The sequence below is a fragment of the Limnohabitans sp. Rim8 genome (assembly GCF_945901735.1).
Taxonomy (GTDB): domain Bacteria; phylum Pseudomonadota; class Gammaproteobacteria; order Burkholderiales; family Burkholderiaceae_C; genus Limnohabitans_A.
This window is the reverse complement of sequence record NZ_CAMDLM010000012.1, coordinates 42626-63391: the sequence shown is the minus strand read 5'-3', so window position 1 is coordinate 63391 and position 20766 is coordinate 42626. Positions and strand designations below refer to the sequence as shown.

At 59.5% G+C, this 20766-nt stretch carries 23 protein-coding genes; 11 read left to right on the top strand and 12 right to left on the bottom strand.

All coding sequences use genetic code 11. The annotated features are described in order from the left end of the window. Positions 1–10: 10 nt before the first annotated feature. The 3 genes from Q0O99_RS08110 to Q0O99_RS08100 form a co-directional block, all read right to left on the bottom strand. Positions 11–757 carry an efflux RND transporter periplasmic adaptor subunit gene (locus Q0O99_RS08110; RefSeq protein ID WP_293750284.1) on the bottom strand — a complete coding sequence of 249 codons (747 nt, stop codon included), beginning with the start codon at positions 755–757 and terminating at the stop codon, positions 11–13. Between the two features lie 113 nt (positions 758–870). After that, on the bottom strand, positions 871–2400 hold the full coding sequence (locus Q0O99_RS08105; protein WP_293750282.1) for a TolC family protein: 1530 nt from the start codon (positions 2398–2400) through the stop codon (positions 871–873). A gap of 95 nt (positions 2401–2495) precedes the next feature. After that, a complete protein-coding gene (locus Q0O99_RS08100) occupies positions 2496–3230 on the bottom strand; it encodes a SapC family protein (protein WP_293750280.1) in 735 nt (244 codons plus the stop codon). A 267-nt stretch (positions 3231–3497) separates the two neighbouring features. On the opposite strand from Q0O99_RS08100, the gene Q0O99_RS08095 reads away from it, so the two are divergent. Together Q0O99_RS08095 and Q0O99_RS08090 are read left to right on the top strand one after the other, a co-directional pair. After that, entirely contained in the window at positions 3498–5504 is a 2007-nt protein-coding gene (locus Q0O99_RS08095; RefSeq protein ID WP_293750278.1) for a sensor histidine kinase, read from the top strand. Positions 5505–5516: 12 nt separating this feature from the next. Beyond that, a complete protein-coding gene (locus Q0O99_RS08090) occupies positions 5517–6212 on the top strand; it encodes a response regulator transcription factor (RefSeq protein ID WP_293750276.1) in 696 nt (231 codons plus the stop codon). A gap of 162 nt (positions 6213–6374) precedes the next feature. Here Q0O99_RS08090 and Q0O99_RS08085 read toward each other — a convergent pair whose 3' ends face one another. From Q0O99_RS08085 to Q0O99_RS08075, 3 genes are read right to left on the bottom strand one after another with little or no spacing between them, the layout of a single operon-like run. Beyond that, positions 6375–7106 (bottom strand): nitroreductase, encoded by a 732-nt coding sequence (locus Q0O99_RS08085; protein WP_293750274.1) that lies wholly within the window; start codon positions 7104–7106, stop codon positions 6375–6377. Beyond that, positions 7103–7555, bottom strand: coding sequence for a thioesterase family protein (locus Q0O99_RS08080; protein ID WP_293750272.1), 453 nt, complete (start codon positions 7553–7555; stop codon positions 7103–7105). The genes Q0O99_RS08085 and Q0O99_RS08080 overlap by 4 nt, the downstream gene beginning before the upstream one ends. Continuing rightward, on the bottom strand, positions 7552–8481 hold the full coding sequence (locus tag Q0O99_RS08075; protein ID WP_293750270.1) for a histone deacetylase: 930 nt from the start codon (positions 8479–8481) through the stop codon (positions 7552–7554). The genes Q0O99_RS08080 and Q0O99_RS08075 overlap by 4 nt, the downstream gene beginning before the upstream one ends. A gap of 187 nt (positions 8482–8668) precedes the next feature. Between Q0O99_RS08075 and Q0O99_RS08070 the strand changes: the two genes are divergently transcribed. Next, positions 8669–9202, top strand: coding sequence for a phasin family protein (locus tag Q0O99_RS08070; RefSeq protein WP_293750268.1), 534 nt, complete (start codon positions 8669–8671; stop codon positions 9200–9202). Positions 9203–9399: 197 nt separating this feature from the next. On the opposite strand, the gene Q0O99_RS08065 is transcribed toward Q0O99_RS08070, so the two are convergent. Then, positions 9400–10374, bottom strand: coding sequence for a patatin-like phospholipase family protein (locus Q0O99_RS08065; protein WP_293750266.1), 975 nt, complete (start codon positions 10372–10374; stop codon positions 9400–9402). A gap of 79 nt (positions 10375–10453) precedes the next feature. Here Q0O99_RS08065 and Q0O99_RS08060 point away from each other — a divergent pair, with 79 nt between their 5' ends. After that, complete coding sequence (locus Q0O99_RS08060; protein ID WP_293750265.1) at positions 10454–11497, top strand: extracellular solute-binding protein; 1044 nt, start codon at positions 10454–10456, stop codon at positions 11495–11497. A gap of 9 nt (positions 11498–11506) precedes the next feature. Here Q0O99_RS08060 and Q0O99_RS08055 read toward each other — a convergent pair whose 3' ends face one another. The 4 genes from Q0O99_RS08055 to Q0O99_RS08040 form a co-directional block, all read right to left on the bottom strand. After that, positions 11507–11818, bottom strand: a complete 312-nt coding sequence (locus Q0O99_RS08055; protein ID WP_293750263.1) for a hypothetical protein — start codon at positions 11816–11818, stop codon at positions 11507–11509. 35 nt (positions 11819–11853) lie between these two features. After that, positions 11854–13464 (bottom strand): alkyl hydroperoxide reductase subunit F, encoded by a 1611-nt coding sequence (gene ahpF / locus Q0O99_RS08050; protein ID WP_293750261.1) that lies wholly within the window; start codon positions 13462–13464, stop codon positions 11854–11856. Between the two features lie 182 nt (positions 13465–13646). Then, complete coding sequence (ahpC, locus tag Q0O99_RS08045; protein WP_293750259.1) at positions 13647–14213, bottom strand: alkyl hydroperoxide reductase subunit C; 567 nt, start codon at positions 14211–14213, stop codon at positions 13647–13649. A gap of 127 nt (positions 14214–14340) precedes the next feature. Continuing rightward, positions 14341–14787 (bottom strand): DUF423 domain-containing protein, encoded by a 447-nt coding sequence (locus Q0O99_RS08040; RefSeq protein ID WP_293750257.1) that lies wholly within the window; start codon positions 14785–14787, stop codon positions 14341–14343. A gap of 137 nt (positions 14788–14924) precedes the next feature. Between Q0O99_RS08040 and Q0O99_RS08035 the strand changes: the two genes are divergently transcribed. Together Q0O99_RS08035 and Q0O99_RS08030 are read left to right on the top strand one after the other, a co-directional pair. After that, positions 14925–15053: a DUF3149 domain-containing protein gene (locus Q0O99_RS08035; RefSeq protein ID WP_293750256.1), complete on the top strand. Its 129-nt coding sequence runs from the start codon at positions 14925–14927 to the stop codon at positions 15051–15053. Between the two features lie 216 nt (positions 15054–15269). Further along, on the top strand, positions 15270–16028 hold the full coding sequence (locus Q0O99_RS08030) for a 3-hydroxyacyl-CoA dehydrogenase (protein WP_293750254.1): 759 nt from the start codon (positions 15270–15272) through the stop codon (positions 16026–16028). Between the two features lie 21 nt (positions 16029–16049). Here the strand turns inward: Q0O99_RS08030 and Q0O99_RS08025 are convergent, their stop codons facing one another. Next, positions 16050–16745 carry a hypothetical protein gene (locus tag Q0O99_RS08025; protein WP_293750252.1) on the bottom strand — a complete coding sequence of 232 codons (696 nt, stop codon included), beginning with the start codon at positions 16743–16745 and terminating at the stop codon, positions 16050–16052. A 131-nt stretch (positions 16746–16876) separates the two neighbouring features. Between Q0O99_RS08025 and Q0O99_RS08020 the strand changes: the two genes are divergently transcribed. The 5 genes from Q0O99_RS08020 to Q0O99_RS08000 all read left to right on the top strand — a co-directional run bounded on the left by Q0O99_RS08020 (position 16877) and on the right by Q0O99_RS08000 (position 20689). Then, positions 16877–17053 carry a hypothetical protein gene (locus Q0O99_RS08020; protein ID WP_293750250.1) on the top strand — a complete coding sequence of 59 codons (177 nt, stop codon included), beginning with the start codon at positions 16877–16879 and terminating at the stop codon, positions 17051–17053. A gap of 54 nt (positions 17054–17107) precedes the next feature. After that, positions 17108–17374 carry a type II toxin-antitoxin system Phd/YefM family antitoxin gene (locus Q0O99_RS08015; RefSeq protein ID WP_293750248.1) on the top strand — a complete coding sequence of 89 codons (267 nt, stop codon included), beginning with the start codon at positions 17108–17110 and terminating at the stop codon, positions 17372–17374. Next, a complete protein-coding gene (locus tag Q0O99_RS08010; protein WP_293750246.1) occupies positions 17371–17697 on the top strand; it encodes a type II toxin-antitoxin system RelE/ParE family toxin in 327 nt (108 codons plus the stop codon). Before Q0O99_RS08015 ends, Q0O99_RS08010 begins: the two co-directional genes overlap by 4 nt. Positions 17698–17754: 57 nt before the next feature. Then, positions 17755–19596 (top strand): gamma-glutamyltransferase family protein, encoded by a 1842-nt coding sequence (locus Q0O99_RS08005; RefSeq protein ID WP_293750244.1) that lies wholly within the window; start codon positions 17755–17757, stop codon positions 19594–19596. Positions 19597–19705: 109 nt separating this feature from the next. Then, entirely contained in the window at positions 19706–20689 is a 984-nt protein-coding gene (locus tag Q0O99_RS08000) for a tripartite tricarboxylate transporter substrate binding protein (protein WP_293750242.1), read from the top strand. Positions 20690–20766 lie beyond the last annotated feature (77 nt).

The following is a 20766-nucleotide window of genomic DNA, read 5'->3' as shown; positions in this document are numbered from 1 at the left end:
GGGCAGACGATCAGAACAACAGTCGGCCACTGATGCCGGGTCGGATGGAACCGTCGGCGTTGTCAAACTCTGCAATCACTTCAATCAAGCCACTGGAGGGGTCGGTGATGGGCGAGACAAACACCACCTTGGCTGAGCGCGTTTGGGATTGCGTGTCTTGCCCCAATTCAATCTTGACGGTACTGCCCAGCTTCAATGAGAGACCTGCACGCGCGGGGACGGTGCCCATGAAGCGCACCCGGCTGATGTCCACCACGGCGATCACGGGCTCATGCGCCCCCACACTTTCACCTGCACGCAGGGCCACCTTGGTGATGACGCCGTCGATGGGCGAACGCAGATGACGCCGCTCAAAGGCCTCTTGCGCCAAGGCCAATTCAACACGCTCACGGTCCTTCGTCGCTTCTATGGCTTTGCGCTCTGCACTCACAGAGCCCAGCGCCATCACCTCGTCCTCCACTTGCTTGCGGGAAACGCCGCCATTGGCCAATAAGGGCTGCAAAGCGTTGACTTGCTCGATCAGTATTTTTTCTTTTTGCTGAAGCTCTTGCAGCCGGGCCTTGTCTTCCACCAAAAGACGTCGGCGCTGCACCTCCAGCTCTTCCAGTGTTCGGTCCAGATGCATCAACAATTGGCCTTGTCGCACCCGAGAGCCTTCGCGGACGTAAACCCCATCAATGCGACCGGCCACGGTCATGCTGAGCTTGACATCGCGCAAGGCTTGTGTGACGCCCACCGCGGCACTCTGCGTTTTCATGGCGCCCTGGTTCAGGGGAGCGGCAGGTTGTGCGACCGCCACCCCCCAGGGCAAAAGGGCCAACACCGTGACCCTAAATATGGACAAGCATGCGTCCATGCTGTTCAAACGCCTCATGATGGCCATCGCTGGAGCAATGTGCCCTGGGCCGACTCCAGCACAACCTGCGCCTTGGCAAAGGCCAGTTGCTGCTCCAGCAGCATCAGTCGCGCGTTCACAGCACGCTCTTCACGCATCAGGATTTCGCGCATTTCACTGCGTCCTGCGGTAAATCGTTTGCGCTCCAATTCCAATTGCTGCTGTTCACGTTTTGCCACCGATTGCCAGTGCGTCCATCGCTCAATGGCACTGGCGCGCATGCTCAGGCTGGTGTCGATGTCGTTGGCAATTTGAACTTCTAGGGCTTTGAGCGCGAGCATCGCGTTTTCACGGCGCAACTGCGCAGCCATCACATCTGCTCGGCCTTGGCGGTTTTCGCCCAAAGGCATCTGCAGTTGCAACCCCACGGTCCAGGTTGGGTTGTCAGCCATGGCGCTGGCGTTCAGGGCTGTTCTGGCGGCGTAGGCCAGTCCGTTTTGACCATAACTGGCCACCAGATCAAGGCGAGGCAAGGCTTGGTTATGGGCATACACCAACTGCACACCCTCCCGTTCGAGCAGTTTTTTCTGCATCAAAAAGTCTGGCCGATTTTCCATGGCCAGACTCAGTGACTCAGAAGCCACTGCATCGCGGATGGTCACCTCTGGCAAAGGGTCGGCGGCACGCCAAACCGGTGCTCCGGCACCGGCCGCTCGCATGAGCAAGGTGTTCAGTCGATTCAAGCGCTCGCGCTCGGCTTGCATGGCTTCACTGAGTCCGGCCTGAAAACGCGACAAAGAGTTTTCGACTTCCCAGACTTCGGTTTCAGGCAAGCGACCCTGGCGTGATAAATCTCGCGCTTGGCTGAGCAAACCCTGACCCGTGCGGATTTTTTCATGGGCTGCGCTCACCCGGTGCTGGGCCAAGACCAGTTCGTAGTAGGCCAATGTGGCATCGGCCACCACACTGGATTCGGTATCGGTCTGGGTGTGCTGGGCCACAGCCAGATCGAGTTGAGCCACCAAACCACGCGCTTGGGTGACCTCGACACCCCCGTCTTTGGCCAAGGGTTGCGTCACCGTCAGGCCCCAAAAAGTGCGGTTGTCTTTGGCCCCTGCAGGGCGATCCGGTTGGGCTTGATTGACGTTGGTGATGAAGCGGGACAGACTGCTTTTGGCTTCGAGTTTGGCGCCCGTCGGCAGCAACTGACTCACGCCAGCCGTGAAATCCTGGCCATCGCGCTGGTAAAAAGAATCGACGGCACCGGGTCTGGACAACCTTTCTTCGTAGGTGCTCGGTTGGCGGTTACGACCATCGGTGGCAGTGACACTGGCAACGGGCTGGAAAGCGGCTGCTGCGCGGTCAATCGCCGTCGCCGCAATGCCCTTTTCAGCGCGCTTGGTGAGAATGTCTTTGTTCAGTTCACGCACTTGTGAGACCAGTGCTTGCAAACTCAGCGTTGAGGGCTTGTCTTGGGCCTGAACCCCAGTGGATGCCGCCGCCAACACAGCGAACAAACACCATGGCAGTGTTCGCCTCCCCCGTGCCTCAGAAAAATTGACCATGCTCTGACCTCTTCGCTCAATTCCATTCAAGATCCACCATGAAATGCCCCTGAGACCGCTTGTTGCTAAGCAGCCATCCGGGCGGTGGTGGCTGCTTATTGCAGGGTATCGGTACCACTCAGAGCGGCAGCCTTTTCGCTGGCCGTTGCGGCTGGTTTTTTCATGGAGGCCAGTCGCTCGATCTGCGACAAGGAAATCAGGTGTGCGTAAATGGCGGGCAGATAGCCTTTTTGACGAATTTCAGCGAATTTGGCATCGCTGAAATTGTTCAGGCGCTCTTCGTTGATGACGTAGCAGCCGGTGATGTTGCGCACCTGGTTGGCCGCGTTGACACGCATGTTCAAGGGGGTCAACAGGTTGTTTTGCACCAGAAATTTGCTGAATTCATGCGTCATGCCGTCCATTTGCTGCAATTCACCCAGGTAACGCTTGACGTTTTCAATCACCTGCGTGGGATTGCCTTGGGCATCAAACATGGGGGCGCCCTCGGTGTCACTGAGCAGTTCGCTGGCTTCGTCCACACAGACAATGAAGCGGTCAGCTTCTGGGGCCTTGGTCAGGGCAAAAGGGTAGCGGCGGATGATGGCGGGGATGTACGATCCAGCCCATTGGCCCTGGCTGTCCACGAACAGGTTTTCACCGGCATCCAAACCCATCAGCGCCACAGGACGGAAATCGTCATTGGCTTTGTCTTCAAGGAAAACCAAGGGGTAGATGGCCGCAGCGCGGGCAAATTCGTGCACAGTCACATAGGCCACATGGAATTTGGACGCAAAACGGAAATCGTTGCTGGTGCGAACTTTTTTGCTGGCGTGACGGTCTTTGTTCACGGGAACGACTTGTTCAAACATATTTTTTCTCCAAGAAAAATTCATCAAAATGCACCTGCGGCTCCTCGTTCGGGGACCCACCTGACATTCCCCCCCTTGCACATGGCTCGGAAATGGCAAAAAACCCCACTAGGGGCTTAGGTTTGGAGATGTTAATTTTGATTTTTATGGCGTTGAAGTCGTCAAATTCGACAAATAACATCACAATCCGACATTTTTTAAAAAATTGATTCAAATACAGTCAAAAAAAGACAATTTTTACAGCGTATGAAATTCACCCGTTCACTGCTTATCGTCCTGGCCATGGTGTTCAGCTTGCTGTCGCAGGCCCAAACCCATGTGCTGGACAGGGACACACCAGATCAACAACGTTTGCAAAATGCGGCCGTGTTGGAAGACACAACAGGCCAGTTGACGCTGGAAGATGTGCGCAGTCCAGCACTGGCAAGCCGTTTTCAAACTTGGGAAGCCGAACGCGGGGAGATCAATTTGGGATTTAGCCAATCGGCGGTGTGGATCCGCATCCCCTTGCAAAGAACCAGCGATGCACCCGCCAACTGGGTTTTGGAGTTGCCTTTTTTCCAATTGAGAACCGTCGATTTTTTTGCCCCCAACCAACCGCCCGTGCGCACTGGCAACGCCTTGGACATTTCGACAAGGCCTTTTTTGTACAGTTTTTATGCATTCCCCGTGCAGATCAGTACCGACTCAGAAGCCTTTTATCTGCGTGTGACCAGCGATCACAGCCTGACGGTGCCTTTGAGCCTGTGGCAAGAGCAGCCGTTTCGTCACCACATTCAAAACAAGTTCATTCTTCAAGCCCTGTATTTCGGTGGATTGATCGCTTTGCTCATCTACAACCTTTTCTTGTGGCTATCGCTCAAGGACCTGCGGTTTTTGCTTTACTCCCTGTTTGTGGGTCATTTTGGTTTGGCCATGCTGGCGGGCAATGGCTTGGGACAGTTGTTCCTGTGGCCCGGTAAAACCGCGTTTGATGGCATTGCGCAATCGGTTTTTTTGAGTTTGGTGGGGTGTTTTTCCATGCTGTTTGCCGACCGTTTTTTGCAAGCGCGTCAACACCTGCCCTGGGCCTCACGGGGTTTGATGCTCTTTGCCAGTTTTTACTTGCTGATGGCCATGGCCTTGCTCAGCACACTGTGGCACGGGCAGTTCAAAGAATGGTTGTTGATGGGCTTGTTTATGGTCGTGCTGCCCACCGGAGGCTGGGTGGCGGTCGCGGGGACCATGATCGTGCGTCGGGGCGAAAAAGGAGCCCGCTTTTTCTTGCTGGCTTGGCTGGTTCTTTGGTCGGGGGCCAGCATCGCCGCCTTGCGATCTTTTGACCTGCTGCCCACCAACACATTCACATCCTACAGCCTGCAAATTTCTTCAGCCATTGAGATGCTGCTCTTGGCCTTGGCCTTGGCCGACATGGTGCACGTCGAACGCAAAAACCGCGAAGCGGCACAACAACAAGCCATCGAAGCCAACCAGCGTCTTTTAGAGAGTGCACGCCTGGCCGAGGAGCGCCTTGAAGGCGCTGTGCAAGAACGGACCGAGCAACTCAAGCTCGCTCTGAGCTCGGAAACCCAATTGCTCAGTCAATACATGCGTTTTGGGGCTTTGATTTCTCACGAATTTCGCAATCCCTTGGGCATCGTCAACAGCCAAATCAGCCTGATTCGCAAAGAGCATGAACTGGGGCAATTGAATTTGGACAAACGACTGCAAACCATCGACAGCGCCACCCGACGGTTGCTTTCCCTGTTTGAAACCTGGCTGCGTGGTGATCGTTTGCAACAAGCCATGCAAGACATGAAGCCGCAACACCTGCCACTGGCGGCATGGCTTCGCGAGTTGATCGACGACCAAACCAGTTACCACGCCAACCACCGCTTGGAGTTGAAAATCAACCGCGTTGTGGGTGATCTCTGGGCAGATGAAAACTTGTTGGAAGTGGCCGTTTTGAACCTGATTGACAACGCGTGCAAATACTCAAATGCGGGCACCAAGGTGCTGGTGGAAACCCTGCAAAAACCAGGATGGGTTGGCATTTGCGTGAGCGACGAGGGGCAAGGGATTGACACCGTGCACCATGAAGCAGTTTTTGAAGACTACTTTCGCGTGGCCTCTGAAAGCACCATCTCCGGCATGGGACTGGGTCTGGCTTTTGTCCGGCGCATTGTCCAAATGCACCACGGAAAACTGGAGCTGCAAAGCGCTGTGGGTCAAGGCAGTCGTTTTTGCCTTTGGTTGCCCCATCAAAACCAGTGACAATCGGGCCCCATGAGCAATTCCAATCCTTTGCACGGACGCATTCTGGTGATCGAAGACGAGGTCGATTTGATGGATGCCATGGTCACTTACCTGAACATGGAAGGCTTCGCAGCCGATGGTGTGAGCAGCCTGAACATGGCCACCCAATGGATGCGCACCCACCAGTTCGATGTGGCAGTGATCGACCTGGGTTTGCCCGATGGCGATGGGATGGTCTGGTTCAAGGAAAACCCCCTGCTGCAAAACAAAGGTGTGATCATCACCACGGCGCGGGGCGAGAGCAGCCAACGCATTGAGGGCATCAAAGCCGGCGCAGATGTGTACTTGGTCAAACCCATTCAGTTGGAGGAGCTGGCCTCTTTAGTCCACAACCTGATGCGGCGGATACGGGCTCAAGCTTCACCCAGCTGGGTCTTGCACCGCATGAACTGGATGCTGCACCATCCTTCTGGCATGCCCCTCAAACTCACCCACTCTGAATTCATGTTCATGCAGGTCATGGCCGAACAAAGTGGCCAAGCGGTGGCACGCCAAGCCTTGGTGACCCGCTTGGGTCATGACCCGCAAACCTATGACTTCAGACGTCTGGAAATTCTGGTCCGCAGACTGCGCAACAAAGCCAAAGAGTTGCTGGGCAGTGACTTGCCCTTGGAAACCGTGCACAAAATTGGCTACGCGTTCACCGCCCCGATCGGATTGGCCTGAGCCGTCACGCCTGCGCTGGTTTACAGGCCTGAGGCCAACCCCCCTTTGAGACCGATGGCCGGGTCAGACCCATTTTTGTTGGCCTCCAGATCAAGCAACTCGGTCATCCCAGCGGGCACATCCACATTCGCCCGCTGTTGCGCTTTGATCAATGGAAACGGCTCAATCGACCCAATGCGTGAAGTCTTGCGAAGGCACCCGTGTGGTCTGGAAAGTATTGACCAGGGCCGTCTCATCGGCATAACCCAGCGACATGCCGCAAACGAGCATTTCGTTGTCACCTGCGCCCACGAACGGCAAGATGATTTTGGAAAAGCCATTCCAGGCCGCTTGCGGGCAGGTGTGCAGTCCACGCGATCGGGCGGCCACCATGAGGCTTTGCAAGAACATGCCGTAGTCGAGCAAACTGCCCCGACCCATCACTTTGTCAATGGTGAACATCAGACCCACGGGAGCATCGAAAAAACGGAAATTTTTCTGGTGCTGGGCATGCATCAAGGCCTTGTCGCCCTTGCCGATGCCCAGTACGCCGTACAAGCCAAAGCCGCATTCGCGGCGTCGGTCGATGTAGGGGCTGACCCATTTTTCGGGGTAGTAGTCATACGACTCGGCGGAGTCCGCGGCCAGCGCCGGGTTGGCGCTGATGGCATCGTGCGCGGCGCAGGTTTTGGCCACCAACTCGTCGCGTTTGGCGCCTTGCAGCACATACACCTTCCAGGGCTGGGTGTTGGTGCCACTGGGCGCGCGGGCGGCGATGTCCAGCACCTCTTGCAGCACAGCGCGGTCCACCGGCTTTGGCAAATAAGCGCGGGCCGAGAAGCGGCTCAGGATGGCGGCCTCCACGCTGGCCGGGTCGTTCACCCGGGTGCTGACTTGGGGTCCGGTGTTCATCATGTCAATGTCTCCAAAAATGTTTTGAGTGCGGGCGGCAGGGGCACAGGGCGGCGGGTTTCGCGGTCCACGTACACATGCACAAAGTGGCCTCGGGCTGCGGTCAGGTCTTCGCCTTGGGCAAACAGACCCACCTCGTAGCGCACGCTGGATGTGCCCAGCTTGGCCACACGGATGCCTGCGTCAACGCTTTGCGGAAAGGCCAGCGGCGCGAAGTAAAAACACTGGGTTTCCACCACCAAGCCAATGGTGCTGCCCCCATGGATGTCGAGCACGCCACGCTCAATCAGCGTGGCATTCACGGCGGTGTCGAACCAGCTGTAGTACACCACGTTGTTCACATGGCCATACACATCGTTGTCCATCCAGCGGGTGCTGATGGCGCGAAACGCTTTGTAGCTGCTGCGGGCGTCCGGCTGGGGTTTGGCTGTGGAAGAAACTGGGGTGTTCATCGCCCGAGATTGTGCCAGCGTTGCCAATAGCCCAAGGCCACGTCCCAGGTCTGCATTTGCACCTGCACCGTGGTCTCGATGTCGTGACCATAGCCACCGCCCATGCACAGCACCACCGGCAGGCGGCGCTGCCAGGCCCAGTCCAACACCACCCGGTCGCGCGCCTGCATGCCGTCCATCGTCAATTTGAGGCGTCCCAGGCGGTCGCCCTCGTGCGGGTCAGCCCCGGCCAGGTAAATCACCAGTTGCGGATCAAAGCGGTCTTGCAGGGTTTGCAAGGCCTGGTGCAAGGCGGCCAAGTAGGGCTCGTCGGTGCAGCCGTCGGGCAGGCCCACGTCCAGGTCACTGGGCTCCTTGCGGAACGGGAAGTTCTTTTCGCCGTGCAGCGACAGCGTGAACACGCTGGGGTCGTTTGCAAATACATGCGCCGTGCCGTTGCCCTGGTGCACATCCAGGTCGATCACCGCCACCTTCAAGGTCTGGCGCTGGTGCCGCCAGGCCTCGGCCTGCATCAGACGGGCCGTCACCGCGATGTCGTTGAACACACAAAAGCCCCCGCCCTTGTGCGCATAAGCGTGGTGCGTGCCGCCCGCCAAATTACCCGCCACCCCGTGGGCCAAGGCATCCCGGGCGGCGGCCACCGTGGCCCCGACCGAGCGGCGGGCCCGCTCGGCCATGGCCAAACTCCAAGGGAAACCGATCTCGCGCTGCACCGCAGCATCGAGACTGCCGGTGGCCACACCCTGGATATAAGCGGGGGTGTGCACCAGCGCCAGCTCGCCGTCGCTGGCTGCCGGGGCCTCGCGCAGGACCACGGCGGGCAGCTCTTGCGTCAGGCGATCGCGCAGACGGCTGTATTTGCGCATCGGAAAGCGGTGGCCTTCGGGCAAGGGCAATACAAAGTGGTCGGCGTAGTAAGCGTGCATGGGATGCTCTGGTGGGGCCCTGATTCTAGAAAACCCTCTCTAAACTGAGCCGCGAGTGGGCGCATCCCCTTGCAACACCCCATGGAAACCCTATACTTCAACCCATGCTGCACTGCAACAAAGTTGTACGGCCCCGGCCAGTTACGGCGCAGTCTTCTTGCAACCAAACTTTTATCTGGAGCCCCTCATGATGACACCCGAACAAATCGCTGCCGCGCACAAAGCCAACGTGGAAACCCTGTTTGGCCTGACCGCCAAAGCCTTCGAAGGCGTTGAAAAAATGGTTGAACTGAACCTGAGCGCCACCAAAGCCGCTTTAAACGAGTCCGCCAACAACACCCAAGCCGCTCTGAGCGTGAAAGACGCCCAAGAGCTGATGGCGATGCAAGCCAACCTGTTTCAGCCCTTGGCTGAAAAAACAGCCGCTTACAGCCGCCACCTGTACGACATCGCGTCGGGCACGGGCAGCGAGTTCACCAAGGCCTTCGAAGCCCAAAGTGCCGCCGCGCAAAAGCAGTTCGCCAGCCTGGTGGACAGCGCCGCCCAAAACGCCCCTGCCGGCTCCGAACAAGCCGTGGCCATGATGAAGGGTGCCGTGACCGCCGCCAACGCCGCATTCGAAACCGTGCAAAAAGCCGTCAAGCAAGCCACCGAACTGGCCGAGTCCAACCTGACTGCGGTGGCGCAGACGGCTGCCCCCAAAGCTGCCAAGAAAAAGTAATTTTTTAACCGGCAGGCTTTGCAAGCCTCTGCCGCTTGTTTTTGCCAGTTGTCTCCTCGGGTCTCTTTGAATTTCATCTGGGAAACAGGGATCCGTTAAAGGGCCGATCGCAAGATCGGCCCTTTTTTTGGCTAGGCTTTGTCCTCTCGCGTCGTTTGACCCGGTGTCCCATGACTTGATCGGGGACCCCAGTCCGTTCACCGCCCCTCTTCAAACTGGGCCAAACGCACTTTCAAAGCGGGCAAAGCCGCCCGCATCGCCACCCGCCCGGCTTCAATCGATCGCAAACGGGCGCTGAAATCGGCGCTTTTGATGCCAGCCAAAACGGGCCGAATCACCAGATCGGCCTCTTTGAGCGCCAGGGTGTTGATGCTTTTGCCCATGATGGCAAAGGTCTGCATCAAAATCTGGAAGGTGTCTCCATAGGGGTTGCCCTCCGGGTCGCTGGAAATGTCCACCGCAATCACAAAGTTGGCCCCCATTTCACGCGTCTGGCGCACCGGCACAGGCGACACCAGGCCCCCGTCCACGTACTCACGATCGCCCAACCGAACCGGTTGAAACACCGCTGGCACCGCACTCGACGCCCGCACCGCCGCGCCCGTGTTGCCCCGCCGGAAGGTGATCGCCTGCCCGCTGCCCAAATCGGTGGCCACAATGCCCAGCGGTATTTGCATCTGTTCCATGGTTTTGCCGCCCACCTGGGTGTTCACGTACTTGGCCAAGGCCTCGCCACGCAAAGCACCCCGGTTCAAAATCGGCAGCATCCAGTCGGTGATTTCGGCCTCCTGCATGGACTCGGCCACACGCACCAGCTCGGCAGGCGTTTTGCCGCTGGCGTACAAGGCGGCCACCAAACTCCCCGCCGATGTGCCGGCCACATGGCTGGGCCTGAGCCCCGCCTCCTCAAGCACCTGAATCACGCCCACATGGGCAAACCCACGCGCCGCGCCGCCACCCAGCGCCAGCCCCAGCCGAACCTCTCGCCGCTCGGCCGCAGGCGGGCTGGGTTCTTGCGGCTTGCTGGACGGCAAGCTGCCGCAGCCCGTCAAAACCACCAGTGTCAACACCAAACCGAACCGCTGCCCCAATCGCCGGAGCCCACCACCCGCCCTGGCTGACCCTGCGGATTCGACCCGCAAGCCATGGCTTATCCCTTGCACTGTTTGCATGTATTCCTCAAATCTTATTGATAACGATTCGCATTTGGCTTAAACTTTGACCATTCACCCCAGCAGTACCAGAGAAACCATGACACCGTCCAAAACCCTGTTGAGCATCACCTGCCTCCTGAGCGCCGCATCGGCCCTGGGGCAAGATAAAGTGCTGAACATCTACTCTGCCCGGCATTACCCCACCGATGAAGTCATGTACAGCGACTTCACCAAAGCCACGGGCATCAAGATCAACCGCGTGGATGCCGATGATGCCGGTATTCTCGCCCGACTCAAGGCCGAGGGCGCAGCCTCCCCGGCCGACGTGATCTTGCTGGTCGACGCCGCCCGGCTGTGGCGCGCCGAGGTCGATGGCCTTTTCTTGCCCATCAAGTCCGCCAAACTCGACGAAGCCATTCCCGCCAACCTGCGGGCCAAACCCGCCGACAACGGTGGCACGGCCTGGTTTGGCCTGTCCACGCGGGCGCGCGTGATCGTGTACGACAAGCTCAAGTTCAACAAAACCGATGTGGACGGCTACGAGAAACTGGCCGATGCCAAACTCAAGGGCAACCTGTGCATCCGCAGCGGCTCACACCCTTACAACCTGAGCTTGTTTGGCGCCATGACCGAGCACCTGGGTCCGCAAAAAACCGAAGCCTGGCTCAAAGGTCTGGTGGACAACATGGCGCGCAGTCCCAAAGGCGGCGACACGGACCAAATCAAAGGCGTGGCCTCGGGTGAATGCGGCGTGGCTGTCACCAACACTTATTACCTGGCCCGCATGATGCGGTCGTCCAATCCTGCCGACAAAACCGTGGCCGAAAAAGTCGGTGTGGTCTTCCCCAACCAATCGAGCTGGGGCACGCACATGAACGTGGCCGGCGGCGCTGTGGCCCGCCATGCCAAAAACACCGACAACGCGGTCAAATTTTTGGAATACCTGGCCAGCCCCGCTGCACAAAACCACTTTGCCAACGGCAACAACGAGTGGCCAGCCGCCAAAGGCGTGAGCTTTGACAACCCGGCCCTCAAAGCCATGACGGGTGGCAACTTCAAAAGCGAGTTGCTGCCGATCAGCGCCGTGGGCATGAACCAGATCAAGGTGCAGCAGATGCTGGACCGGGTGGGCTTCAAGTGACGTCCGATATCACAGGAACTTGACGCGCGCGATCAAGGCCTCAAGGCTGACTTGCGGCGTCAGCAGGCTGCCCTGGGCACCAGAGCCCACCACCACGCCCATGCCCGCCACCGGGGCCAGACTGTCCAGCTGAAAACGCCCCACACCAGGTGTTTGGCGGATGAAGCATTTCTCGTCAAAGTACAGCCGGTCGCCGTTGGCATCGATCTCGTCGCTGTCAACCGTCTCAAAGCCAATCAACGCGCGCACCCCGGCCAAGTCACCGCCGCCCTCGACGGCAGTGAGGGTCTTTTGGGAAGGATCAATCAGAAAACACGGCATGGTCAAACTCCTGCTTCACAAGAAAAAAGGGCAGCTTAAGCCAGTTCGGCTTCGGCTGGGGTCTGCGCCACCGGGGTAGCCACAGAAGCGGCCGGGGTACGGATCAGGTGGTCAAAGGCGCTCAAGGCCGCTTTGGCACCTTCACCCGCAGCGATCACGATCTGCTTGAAAGGCACTGTGGTGCAGTCGCCCGCTGCAAAAACGCCGGGCACATTGGTGTGGCCTTTGGCGTCCACCACGATCTCGCCGAATTTGCTCAGCTCAACCGTGCCTTTGAGGAACTCTGTGTTGGGCACCAGGCCAATTTGCACAAACACACCTTCCAACTCGACCCAATGGTCATCGCCAGTGGTGCGGTCTTTGTAGCGGATGCCGTTGACTTTGCCGCCATCGCCCGTGATTTCGGTGGTCTGCGCGTGGGTGTGGATGGTGACGTTGGGCAGGCTCTTGAGCTTGGCCACCAGCACCGCATCGGCCTTGAGCTGGTCGGCAAACTCGAACACCGTGACGTGCTTGACGATGCCCGCCAAGTCAATGGCCGCTTCGATACCCGAGTTGCCGCCACCGATCACGGCGGTGCGCTTGCCCTTGAACAGCGGGCCGTCGCAATGCGGGCAATAGGCCACGCCCTTGTTTTTGTACTCGGCTTCGCCGGGCACGTTGACGTTGCGCCAGCGGGCACCGGTGGACAAGATCACGGTGCGCGCCTGCAAGGTGCCGCCATTCTCCATCTTGACCTGCACCAAACCACCGGTTTCGGTGGCGGGGATGATTTGGGCGGCGCGCTGCAGGTTCATGATGTCCACGCCGTACTGACGCACCTGCGCTTCGAGCGCAGCGGCAAACTTGGGGCCATCGGTCTCCAGCACCGAGATGTAGTTTTCAATGGCCATGGTGTCGTTGGTCTGGCCACCAAAACGCTCGGCGGCCACACCCACGCGGATCCCTTTGCGGGCGGCATACACCGCAGCGGCGGCACCCGCAGGGCCACCGCCGACGATCAGCACTTCATAGGGTTCTTTGGCGTCGAGCTTGGCGGCGTCGCGCTCACCGGCTTTGGTGTCGAGCTTGGCCACAATTTCTTCCACACTCATGCGGCCTGAGCCGAACACTTGGCCGTTCAAAAAGACCATGGGCACCGCCATGATCTGGCGCTCTTGCACCTCTTTCTGAAAAGCGCCGCCTTCGATCACCACGGTTTTGACCTGCGGATTAACGATGGCCATGAGCGACAAGGCCTGCACCACGTCGGGGCAGTTGTGGCAGCTCAGGGACATGTAGACCTCGAAATTGAAGTTGCCTTCAAGGGCCTTGATGCTGTCAATGACGTCGGCCTCGACCTTGGGGGGATGACCACCGGTCCAGAGCAGGGCCAAGACCAAAGAAGTGAACTCGTGGCCCAAAGGCAAACCGGCAAAACGCACGCCTTGCGTTTGACCTTCACGCGCCACCACAAAAGACGGCTTGCGGGCATCGTTGCCTGTGGTGTCCAAAGTGACTTTGTCCGACAGGCCCACGATGGTCTCCAGCAGGCTCTTCATTTCGGTGCCGGTCTCGCTGTCGTCCAACGAGGCGATCAGGCGGATCGGCTGGCGCAGCAAGGCCAGGTATTGCTTCAATTGGGCTTTGAGGGTGTCGTCGAGCATGGTGATCTCCGGTTTTCAGGGGGCAGTGAACTTGGACCCGCACTTGTGGCGCAGGCCAGGGAACAGGGGAAATTGGGGTGAATTTGGGCGAATTGGGGGGGGCATGCGTTGAGCGCAAGGCACGCAGGCTTGTGGCCCGCATGCGTTGAACTCAGCGCCCTGACCAGCAGGGCACCCGAGATTTAGATCTTGCCGACCAGGTCGATGGAAGGAGCCAAAGTCTTGGCGCCTTCTTTCCACTTGGCGGGGCACACTTGGCCGGGGTTGGCGGCGGTGTACTGGGCGGCTTTGAGCTTGCGCAGGGTCTCGGACACGTCGCGGGCGATCTCGTTGGAGTGCACTTCGGCGGTCTTGATCATGCCTTCGGGGTTGATGATGAAGGTGCCGCGCAATGCCAGGCCTTCTTCTTCAATGTGCACGCCAAAAGCGCGTGTCAGGGTGTGTGTCGGGTCGCTAACCAAGGGGAACTTGGCCTTGCCCACAGCAGGCGATGTCTCGTGCCAGACTTTGTGCGAGAAGTGGGTGTCGGTGGTCACGATGTAGACCTCGGCTCCGGCTTTTTGAAACTCGGCGTAGTTGTCGGCCGCGTCTTCGATTTCTGTGGGGCAGTTGAAGGTGAAGGCGGCGGGCATGAAAATCAGCACAGACCATTCGCCCTTGAGGGTTTCGTTGGACACCTGCACAAACTTGCCGTTGTGGAAGGCCTGGGTTTTGAAGGGCTGGACTTGGGTATTGATCAAAGAGGACATGGTCATTTCCTTGGGGTGGTTTAAAAAAACTATCGAATGAGAAAACTCATTGGTCGCAATCATAATGCAACCTAGGGTTTCTACTCATGAGTAGTTCCTATCGACCCCATAGAAAAAAGCTTTCCGATCAAGCCTTTCGATTGATTTTTTCACTTCCCTGTGCCAGCCCCATGGCCAAAACCAGCCAGGCCATTATCCAGGCCGCACCGCCCCAAGGCACCAGCGCGCGCAAGGCATGCATCCCCAACACGTGCCGTGCATAAAGGTTGAAGCTGAACAAAAGCAAACCCAGCAGCATGAGCCAGCCCGCCGCCTGCAGCCAACGCGATGCCCCAAAGACCCGCAACGCCAGCCCGGTGAACAACAAACCCAGCGAGTGAAATTGCTGTTGGCTCAAAGCGTTTTGCACCGCCGTGGGCATGCCCCCGGCAAACACCGGCAAATGCGCAAAGGCGGCGCTGAACACCACGCTGGTGCAGGCACTGAACGCCCCCAGCGCCAGAAACCAGCGGGCCGACAGGAGCCAGACTTGTGGCGAGGAAACAGCGGCATTAACAGAAGACGGGCTGGACATGGAGAGGCGGGTCAAAAGGTGGAAAGAGCAACCCGCGCATTGGAGCATGACTTTGTGCGTCCGATTTGATTTTCATCAGACACTGGCCGCACGCCTGAGTGCACAGTGAAGCGTCAACACCAACCCAAGGGAGCACCATGAAACTGCTGATCGATTTGTTTTCCACCGACTACGGCCTGATGAGTTTGGTCGTGATCGTGGTCATGCTGCTGATGGGCGCTTTTTTCTTGCGCATGTTTTTGCACAAGATGAACCACAACGAATGACCGCTCACACCCGCGGCCTGCGCTCACCCCCTGTCCGCACGCCAGGCGACAGCACCACCTGCCACAACGGGTTGTCGCTGGCCCGGAAGGTGCCCGCGCAGCACATCAAGCCGCAGCGCCACGGGCGGTAAAAACAGACGGTTTGCCCTTGGGCCCTACCTTGCCAAAGGGCATAATTGACGTTGACGTAACGTCAACCACATGCAGGAGCAACACATGGACATTCAAGACAAGGTTTTCATCGTCACCGGCGGCGCATCGGGCCTGGGCGAAGGCACAGCGCGCATGCTGGCGGCCAACGGCGGCCAGGTGGTGATTGCCGACATGCAGGCTGAAAAAGGCGAAGCGATTGCCAAAGAACTGGGCGGCGCTTTCGTCAAATGCGACGTGAGCAACGAAACCGATGGCCAGGCCGTGGTGGCCCAGGCCACGTCCATGGGCAAGCTGGTGGGTCTGGTCAACTGTGCAGGTATTGCCCCCGCCGAAAAAACCGTGGGTAAAAACGGCGCACACAACCTGGCCGTTTACACCAAGACCATCATGGTCAACCTGGTGGGCACCTTCAACATGATCCGCCTGGCCTCGGAAGCGATGTGCAAAAACGAACCCGAAGCCACCGGCGAGCGCGGCGTACTCATTTCAACCGCCAGCGTGGCCGCTTATGACGGCCAGATTGGCCAAGCCGCTTACGCCGCATCCAAAGGCGGCATCGTCGGCATGACCCTGCCCATTGCCCGCGACCTCTCGCGCAACGGCATCCGCAACATGACGATTGCCCCCGGCATCTTCGGCACCCCCATGCTGTTTGGCATGCCGCAAGAAGTGCAAGACGCCCTGGCCGCCGGCGTGCCCTTCCCCAGCCGCTTGGGCACCCCGCAAGACTACGCCAAGCTGGCCAAGCACATCATCGAAAACGACATGCTCAATGGCGAAGTCATCCGGTTGGACGGCGCGATTCGACTGGCTCCGAAGTAAGCCCCCAGCAGGCCCACTGAATCAGGCAGCCATGCCCATCCAACTCAAGGCGAACCACGCCGCGATGTACGCGCTCGTGAAGGTCAGCACCCCCGGTATGGCAACCTGACCTGCCATCCGCTCAGCCAAGATGCCCGCCACTGGGATGAATTGCTGAGCGTGAACGGCCAAAAAATGCGCGGGGCGCAAGTCTTGCCAAGTGTGCCAACCCACCACCGGCCAGCCCACGCCAGCTGGCGGTTGTTTGCCGCCCAACATGAAACCGCTCACGGTGGACAACACAAAGGTCAGGGCCAAGCCCAAAAGCACCGTCAAGAGGGTGGGTGTGAGCACCGCTCCCCCCAAAGCTTTCCAAATGACCCACGCCAGCCAGGCTTGCGATGCCACCAAGCCCACCGCGGCAACAGCCATCAGGCCAAACAAAATCGCCCGCAAAGGGTCGGTGGTGTTGTAGTGCGAGCCCTCACCGTGCGCAGCTTGGTAAGTGATGTACACCACCTCAAACAAAGAGGTGACGATGATCAAAGCAGCGATCCACTGAAAGCTTTGACCCTGGCCCACCTTGCCAGGCACCAGCATGGTCAACCAGACGGTGGTCAAGGCAAACAGTGCCGTCCCCGCCATGAACTTCATCGGCTTGGCCCAGATGCCCACCTCCCGCAGTGTGCGCACATCAACCCAAGACAAGGCCAAGGTGGGCAGCAGAACCAAGGCCATCAAGACACCGTATCCACAGAGTATTTTTTGTGCCGTGCTCAGCCCCGACCAAGCCAGTACGGAGCCGCCCAGGCTTTCAGCAAACGGTAAAGACGACATGTCGACCCCTTCCATGTTGAGACCGTCTGCTATTGTCCTTGATTGATCCGGCGCTCGAACACGCTGATTTTGCGATCCACCCTGACATGGGTTTTGCCAGCCGCCCCACTCCCGCATTGTTCCGACTGGCCCGGCAGTCGGGCGAAATGGAGGCCCAGCGGCTTTTGCCGCAACTGAAGGTGGCGCTGCACAACGCACACAAGTTCTGAACAAAAACCAAATTTGGACTATATTCAGGCCCAGTCCCATCACCGGTTGAAACCATGAGCCTGTCCACGCAAATCAAGCCGATCTCTTACCTCAAGAGCCATGCCGCTGAGATTGTGAAAGACTTCGCCACCAACCCGGAGCCCCTCATCATCACCCAAAACGGCGAAGCCAAGATGGTGGTCATGGACATTGCTGAGTACGAAAGGCAGCAAGAAACCTTTGCGCTGCTCAAATTGGTGTCCATGGGTAAGAAAGAGTCGGCGCAGGGGCGCGTCACCGACGTGGACGCCTTTTTTGCCGAGATGGATCAACAGCCATGACACGGCGCATCCAAATTCTGGATGCCGCCAAGCCAGACTTTCGGGACATTCAGCCCTACGTCATCACACGCTTTGGCGCCACCGTCTGGCAAGAGGTCAATCAAGAATTCAAAAACACCCTGCGTGACATCGGCGAACACCCCGAAAGTGGCACGCCGCTTGAGGAGCTTCGGGCCCTGGGTTTGCCCCAATTCAGACAACGCCTGGTTCGCCAAACCCGAGTGATTTATGAGTTTGACGACCAGACCGTGCTGGTTCACCTGTTCATCCACACCCGGCGTCATTTCAGAACCCATTTGCAGCAGCGTGTTTTAAGGGCCTGAAGCAGTACGGCGCCTGTGCAGACCAGTCCGAGAACGCCACCCATCCAAAAGCGGCTTATGACCTCCAACCTTGCAGCTTTACGTCTTACGCTGGTATTGACCAGTGTCTCTCTCTTGAATGCCTGTGCGACCTGGCCAGCATTTCAAGCACCCGTCAACGCCCTGCGCTACAGCGTGCCCGATCAGGCCACGCAACCCGAAGCGGCCAGCGGCAACACCAGCAAACCCGGCTGGGCCTTCACGCGCCAGGCCGTGGCCGCGACCAACCCACTGGCCACCGATGCCGGTCACCAGGTGTTGCGCGCCGGCGGCTCGGCGCTCGATGCCGCCATTGCGGTGCAGATGGTGTTGGGCCTGGTGGAGCCGCAGTCGAGCGGCATTGGCGGCGGTGCGTTTTTGCTGCACTTTGATGGCCAAAAAGTCACCGCGCACGACGGGCGCGAGACCGCCCCCGCTGGCGCACGCGGCGACATGTTTCTAGACCAGGGCCAACCGCTGCCCTTCGCGGACGCGGTGCAAAGCGGCCATTCGGTGGGCGTGCCCGGCGTGGTGCGCATGCTGGAAGCCGCCCACCGCCAGCACGGCCGCCTGCCTTGGGCGCAGTTGATGGCGCCTGCCATCACGCTGGCCGAGCAAGGCTTTCGGGTCAGCCCCCGTTTGCACAGCTTGCTGCAAGCCGATGCGCTGCTCAAAAAAGACCCGCTGGCCCTGCGCTTTTTCTACCAAGCCGATGGCCAAGCCTGGCCCGTGGGCCATGTGCTGCGCAACACCGAATACGGCCATGTGTTGCGCCGCATTGCCGAGGGTGGCAGCCGCGCCCTGCACGAAGGGCCGGTGGCCCAGGCCATGGTGGCCCGCACGGCGCAAGCACCGCGCCCCGGCACCCTGAGCCTGCAAGACCTGGCCAACTACCAACCCCGCATGCGCGAGGCCCTGTGTTTTGACCACACCGCCTCAGCTCGGGCCTACCGCATCTGCGGCTTCCCGCCACCGTCATCGGGCCAGATCGCCATAGGCCAAATTTTGGGCATGCTGGGCCACACCCAGCCCCAAGGCCCCGAGTTGGCAGGCAGCCTGCCCGCACCCGACTGGCTGCACCGTTACACCGAAGCCTCGCGCCTGGCGTTTGCCGACCGGGCGCAGTTTGTGGCCGACCCTGAATTTGTGAGCGCCCCCGCAGGCGACTGGCGCAGCTTGCTGGCCCCCGGCTACCTGCGCGAACGCAGCCAGCTGATCGGTGTCCAGGCCATGAAAGCGGCCCCAGCGGGCCAGCCCGGTGGCCAAACGACCAGTTTTGCCCCCATGCCCCCACAAACCGAATACGGCACCAGCCACATCAGCGTGGTCGATGCACAAGGCCGCGCCGTGGCCATGACCACCACCATCGAAGCCGCCTTTGGCTCGCGCCGCATGGTGACCACCGACCCGACTCGCCCCGGCGGCTTTTTGCTCAACAACGAGTTGACCGATTTCAGCCTCGCCCCTGCCGACGCGCAGGGCCGCCCCATCGCCAACCGGGTCGAGCCCGGCAAACGCCCGCGCTCGTCCATGTCGCCCACCCTGGTGTTTGACCAAGCCACAGGCCAGTTGCTCATGAGCGGCGGCAGCCCCGGGGGCGCGGCCATCATCCACTACACGGCCAAGCTGCTCACGGGCACACTGCACTGGGGCCTGAACGCGCAGCAAGCGATTGACCTGCCCAATTTCGGTACGCTGGGTGGCCCCACTTTTTTGGAAGCCCAGCGTTTTGACCGCAGCACCGTGGACGCCCTGAAAGCGCGCGGCCACGAGGTGCGCGAAATGGACATGACCAGCGGCCTGCAGGCGATCGAGCGCACCCCCAAAGGCTGGTTTGGCGGCGCCGATGCCCGGCGCGAAGGCGTGGTGCAGGGCGACTGAGCTTCAGTCGCGCAAGCGACCACACGCAGGCAGCGGCTCAGGTTTGCCCTCTTGCCAGTTCACGCCGCTTCCATTGCAATGGTCACACCCATTCCAACAGGAGCCCTTTGTGAACACCCCAGGCACCAGCCGTCGCACTTTTGTACAAGCATCCGCCGCCGCCGCGGTCACGGTGACCTTCCCCAACTTGGCCCAAGCCCAGGCCTTTCCGGCCAAACCCATCAAACTGATCTGCCCCTGGCCTGCAGGCGGCTCCACCGATGCCGTGATGCGCGCTTTGGCCGAAAGCGCCTCCAAAGCGCTGGGCGTTCAAGTGATCGTCGAAAACAAACCCGGCGCCAGCGGCATGATGGGCCCCAATGAGCTGGTGCGTGCCCAGCCCGACGGCTACACCCTGTCGCAAATCACCATCGGCGTGGCGCGTTTGCCGCACATGCAAAAAATGCAGTTCGACCCGCTCAAAGACTTCACCTACATCGCCTGCCTGACCGGCTACACTTTTGGCGTGGTGGTGCGGGCCGACTCGCCCATCAAGTCGATTGCCGACTTGGTGGCCTTTGCCAAAGCCAACCCGGGCAAGTTCACCTATGGCTCCACGGGCAACGGCACCACACCGCACCTGGCCTTTGCCGAATTCGCCAGCAAAGCCAAGATCGACGTCACCCACATTCCCTTCAAAGGCAGCGCCGATGGCGTGCAAGCGGTCTTGGGCGGCCATGTCATGTCGCACAGCGACGCCACCGGCTGGGCCCCACAGGTCGAAGCGGGCACCATGCGCCTGCTGGCCACCTACGGCAGCAAACGCACCAAGCGCTGGCCCAACGTGCCCACGCTCAACGAACTCGGTTTCGACACCGTGTCCGACTCGCCCTTTGGCATCGGTGGCCCCAAGGGCATGGACCCGGCCGTGGTCAAACGCCTGCACGACGCCTTCAGAAGCACGCTGCAAGACCCGGCCGTCATGGCCAGCTTCGACAAATACGACCAATCGGTGATCTACATGGGCACCGAGGAATACACCCAGTTCATCCGCAACACCTTCCAGTCCGAAAAAGCGACCATCGAGCGCCTGGGCCTGGCCATGAAAACCTAAAAAAGGCCATAGCGTCACGCATCCTGTTCATGAGACGACAGGATGCACACCCCCCAAAAAAACGGCAGCCTCGGCTG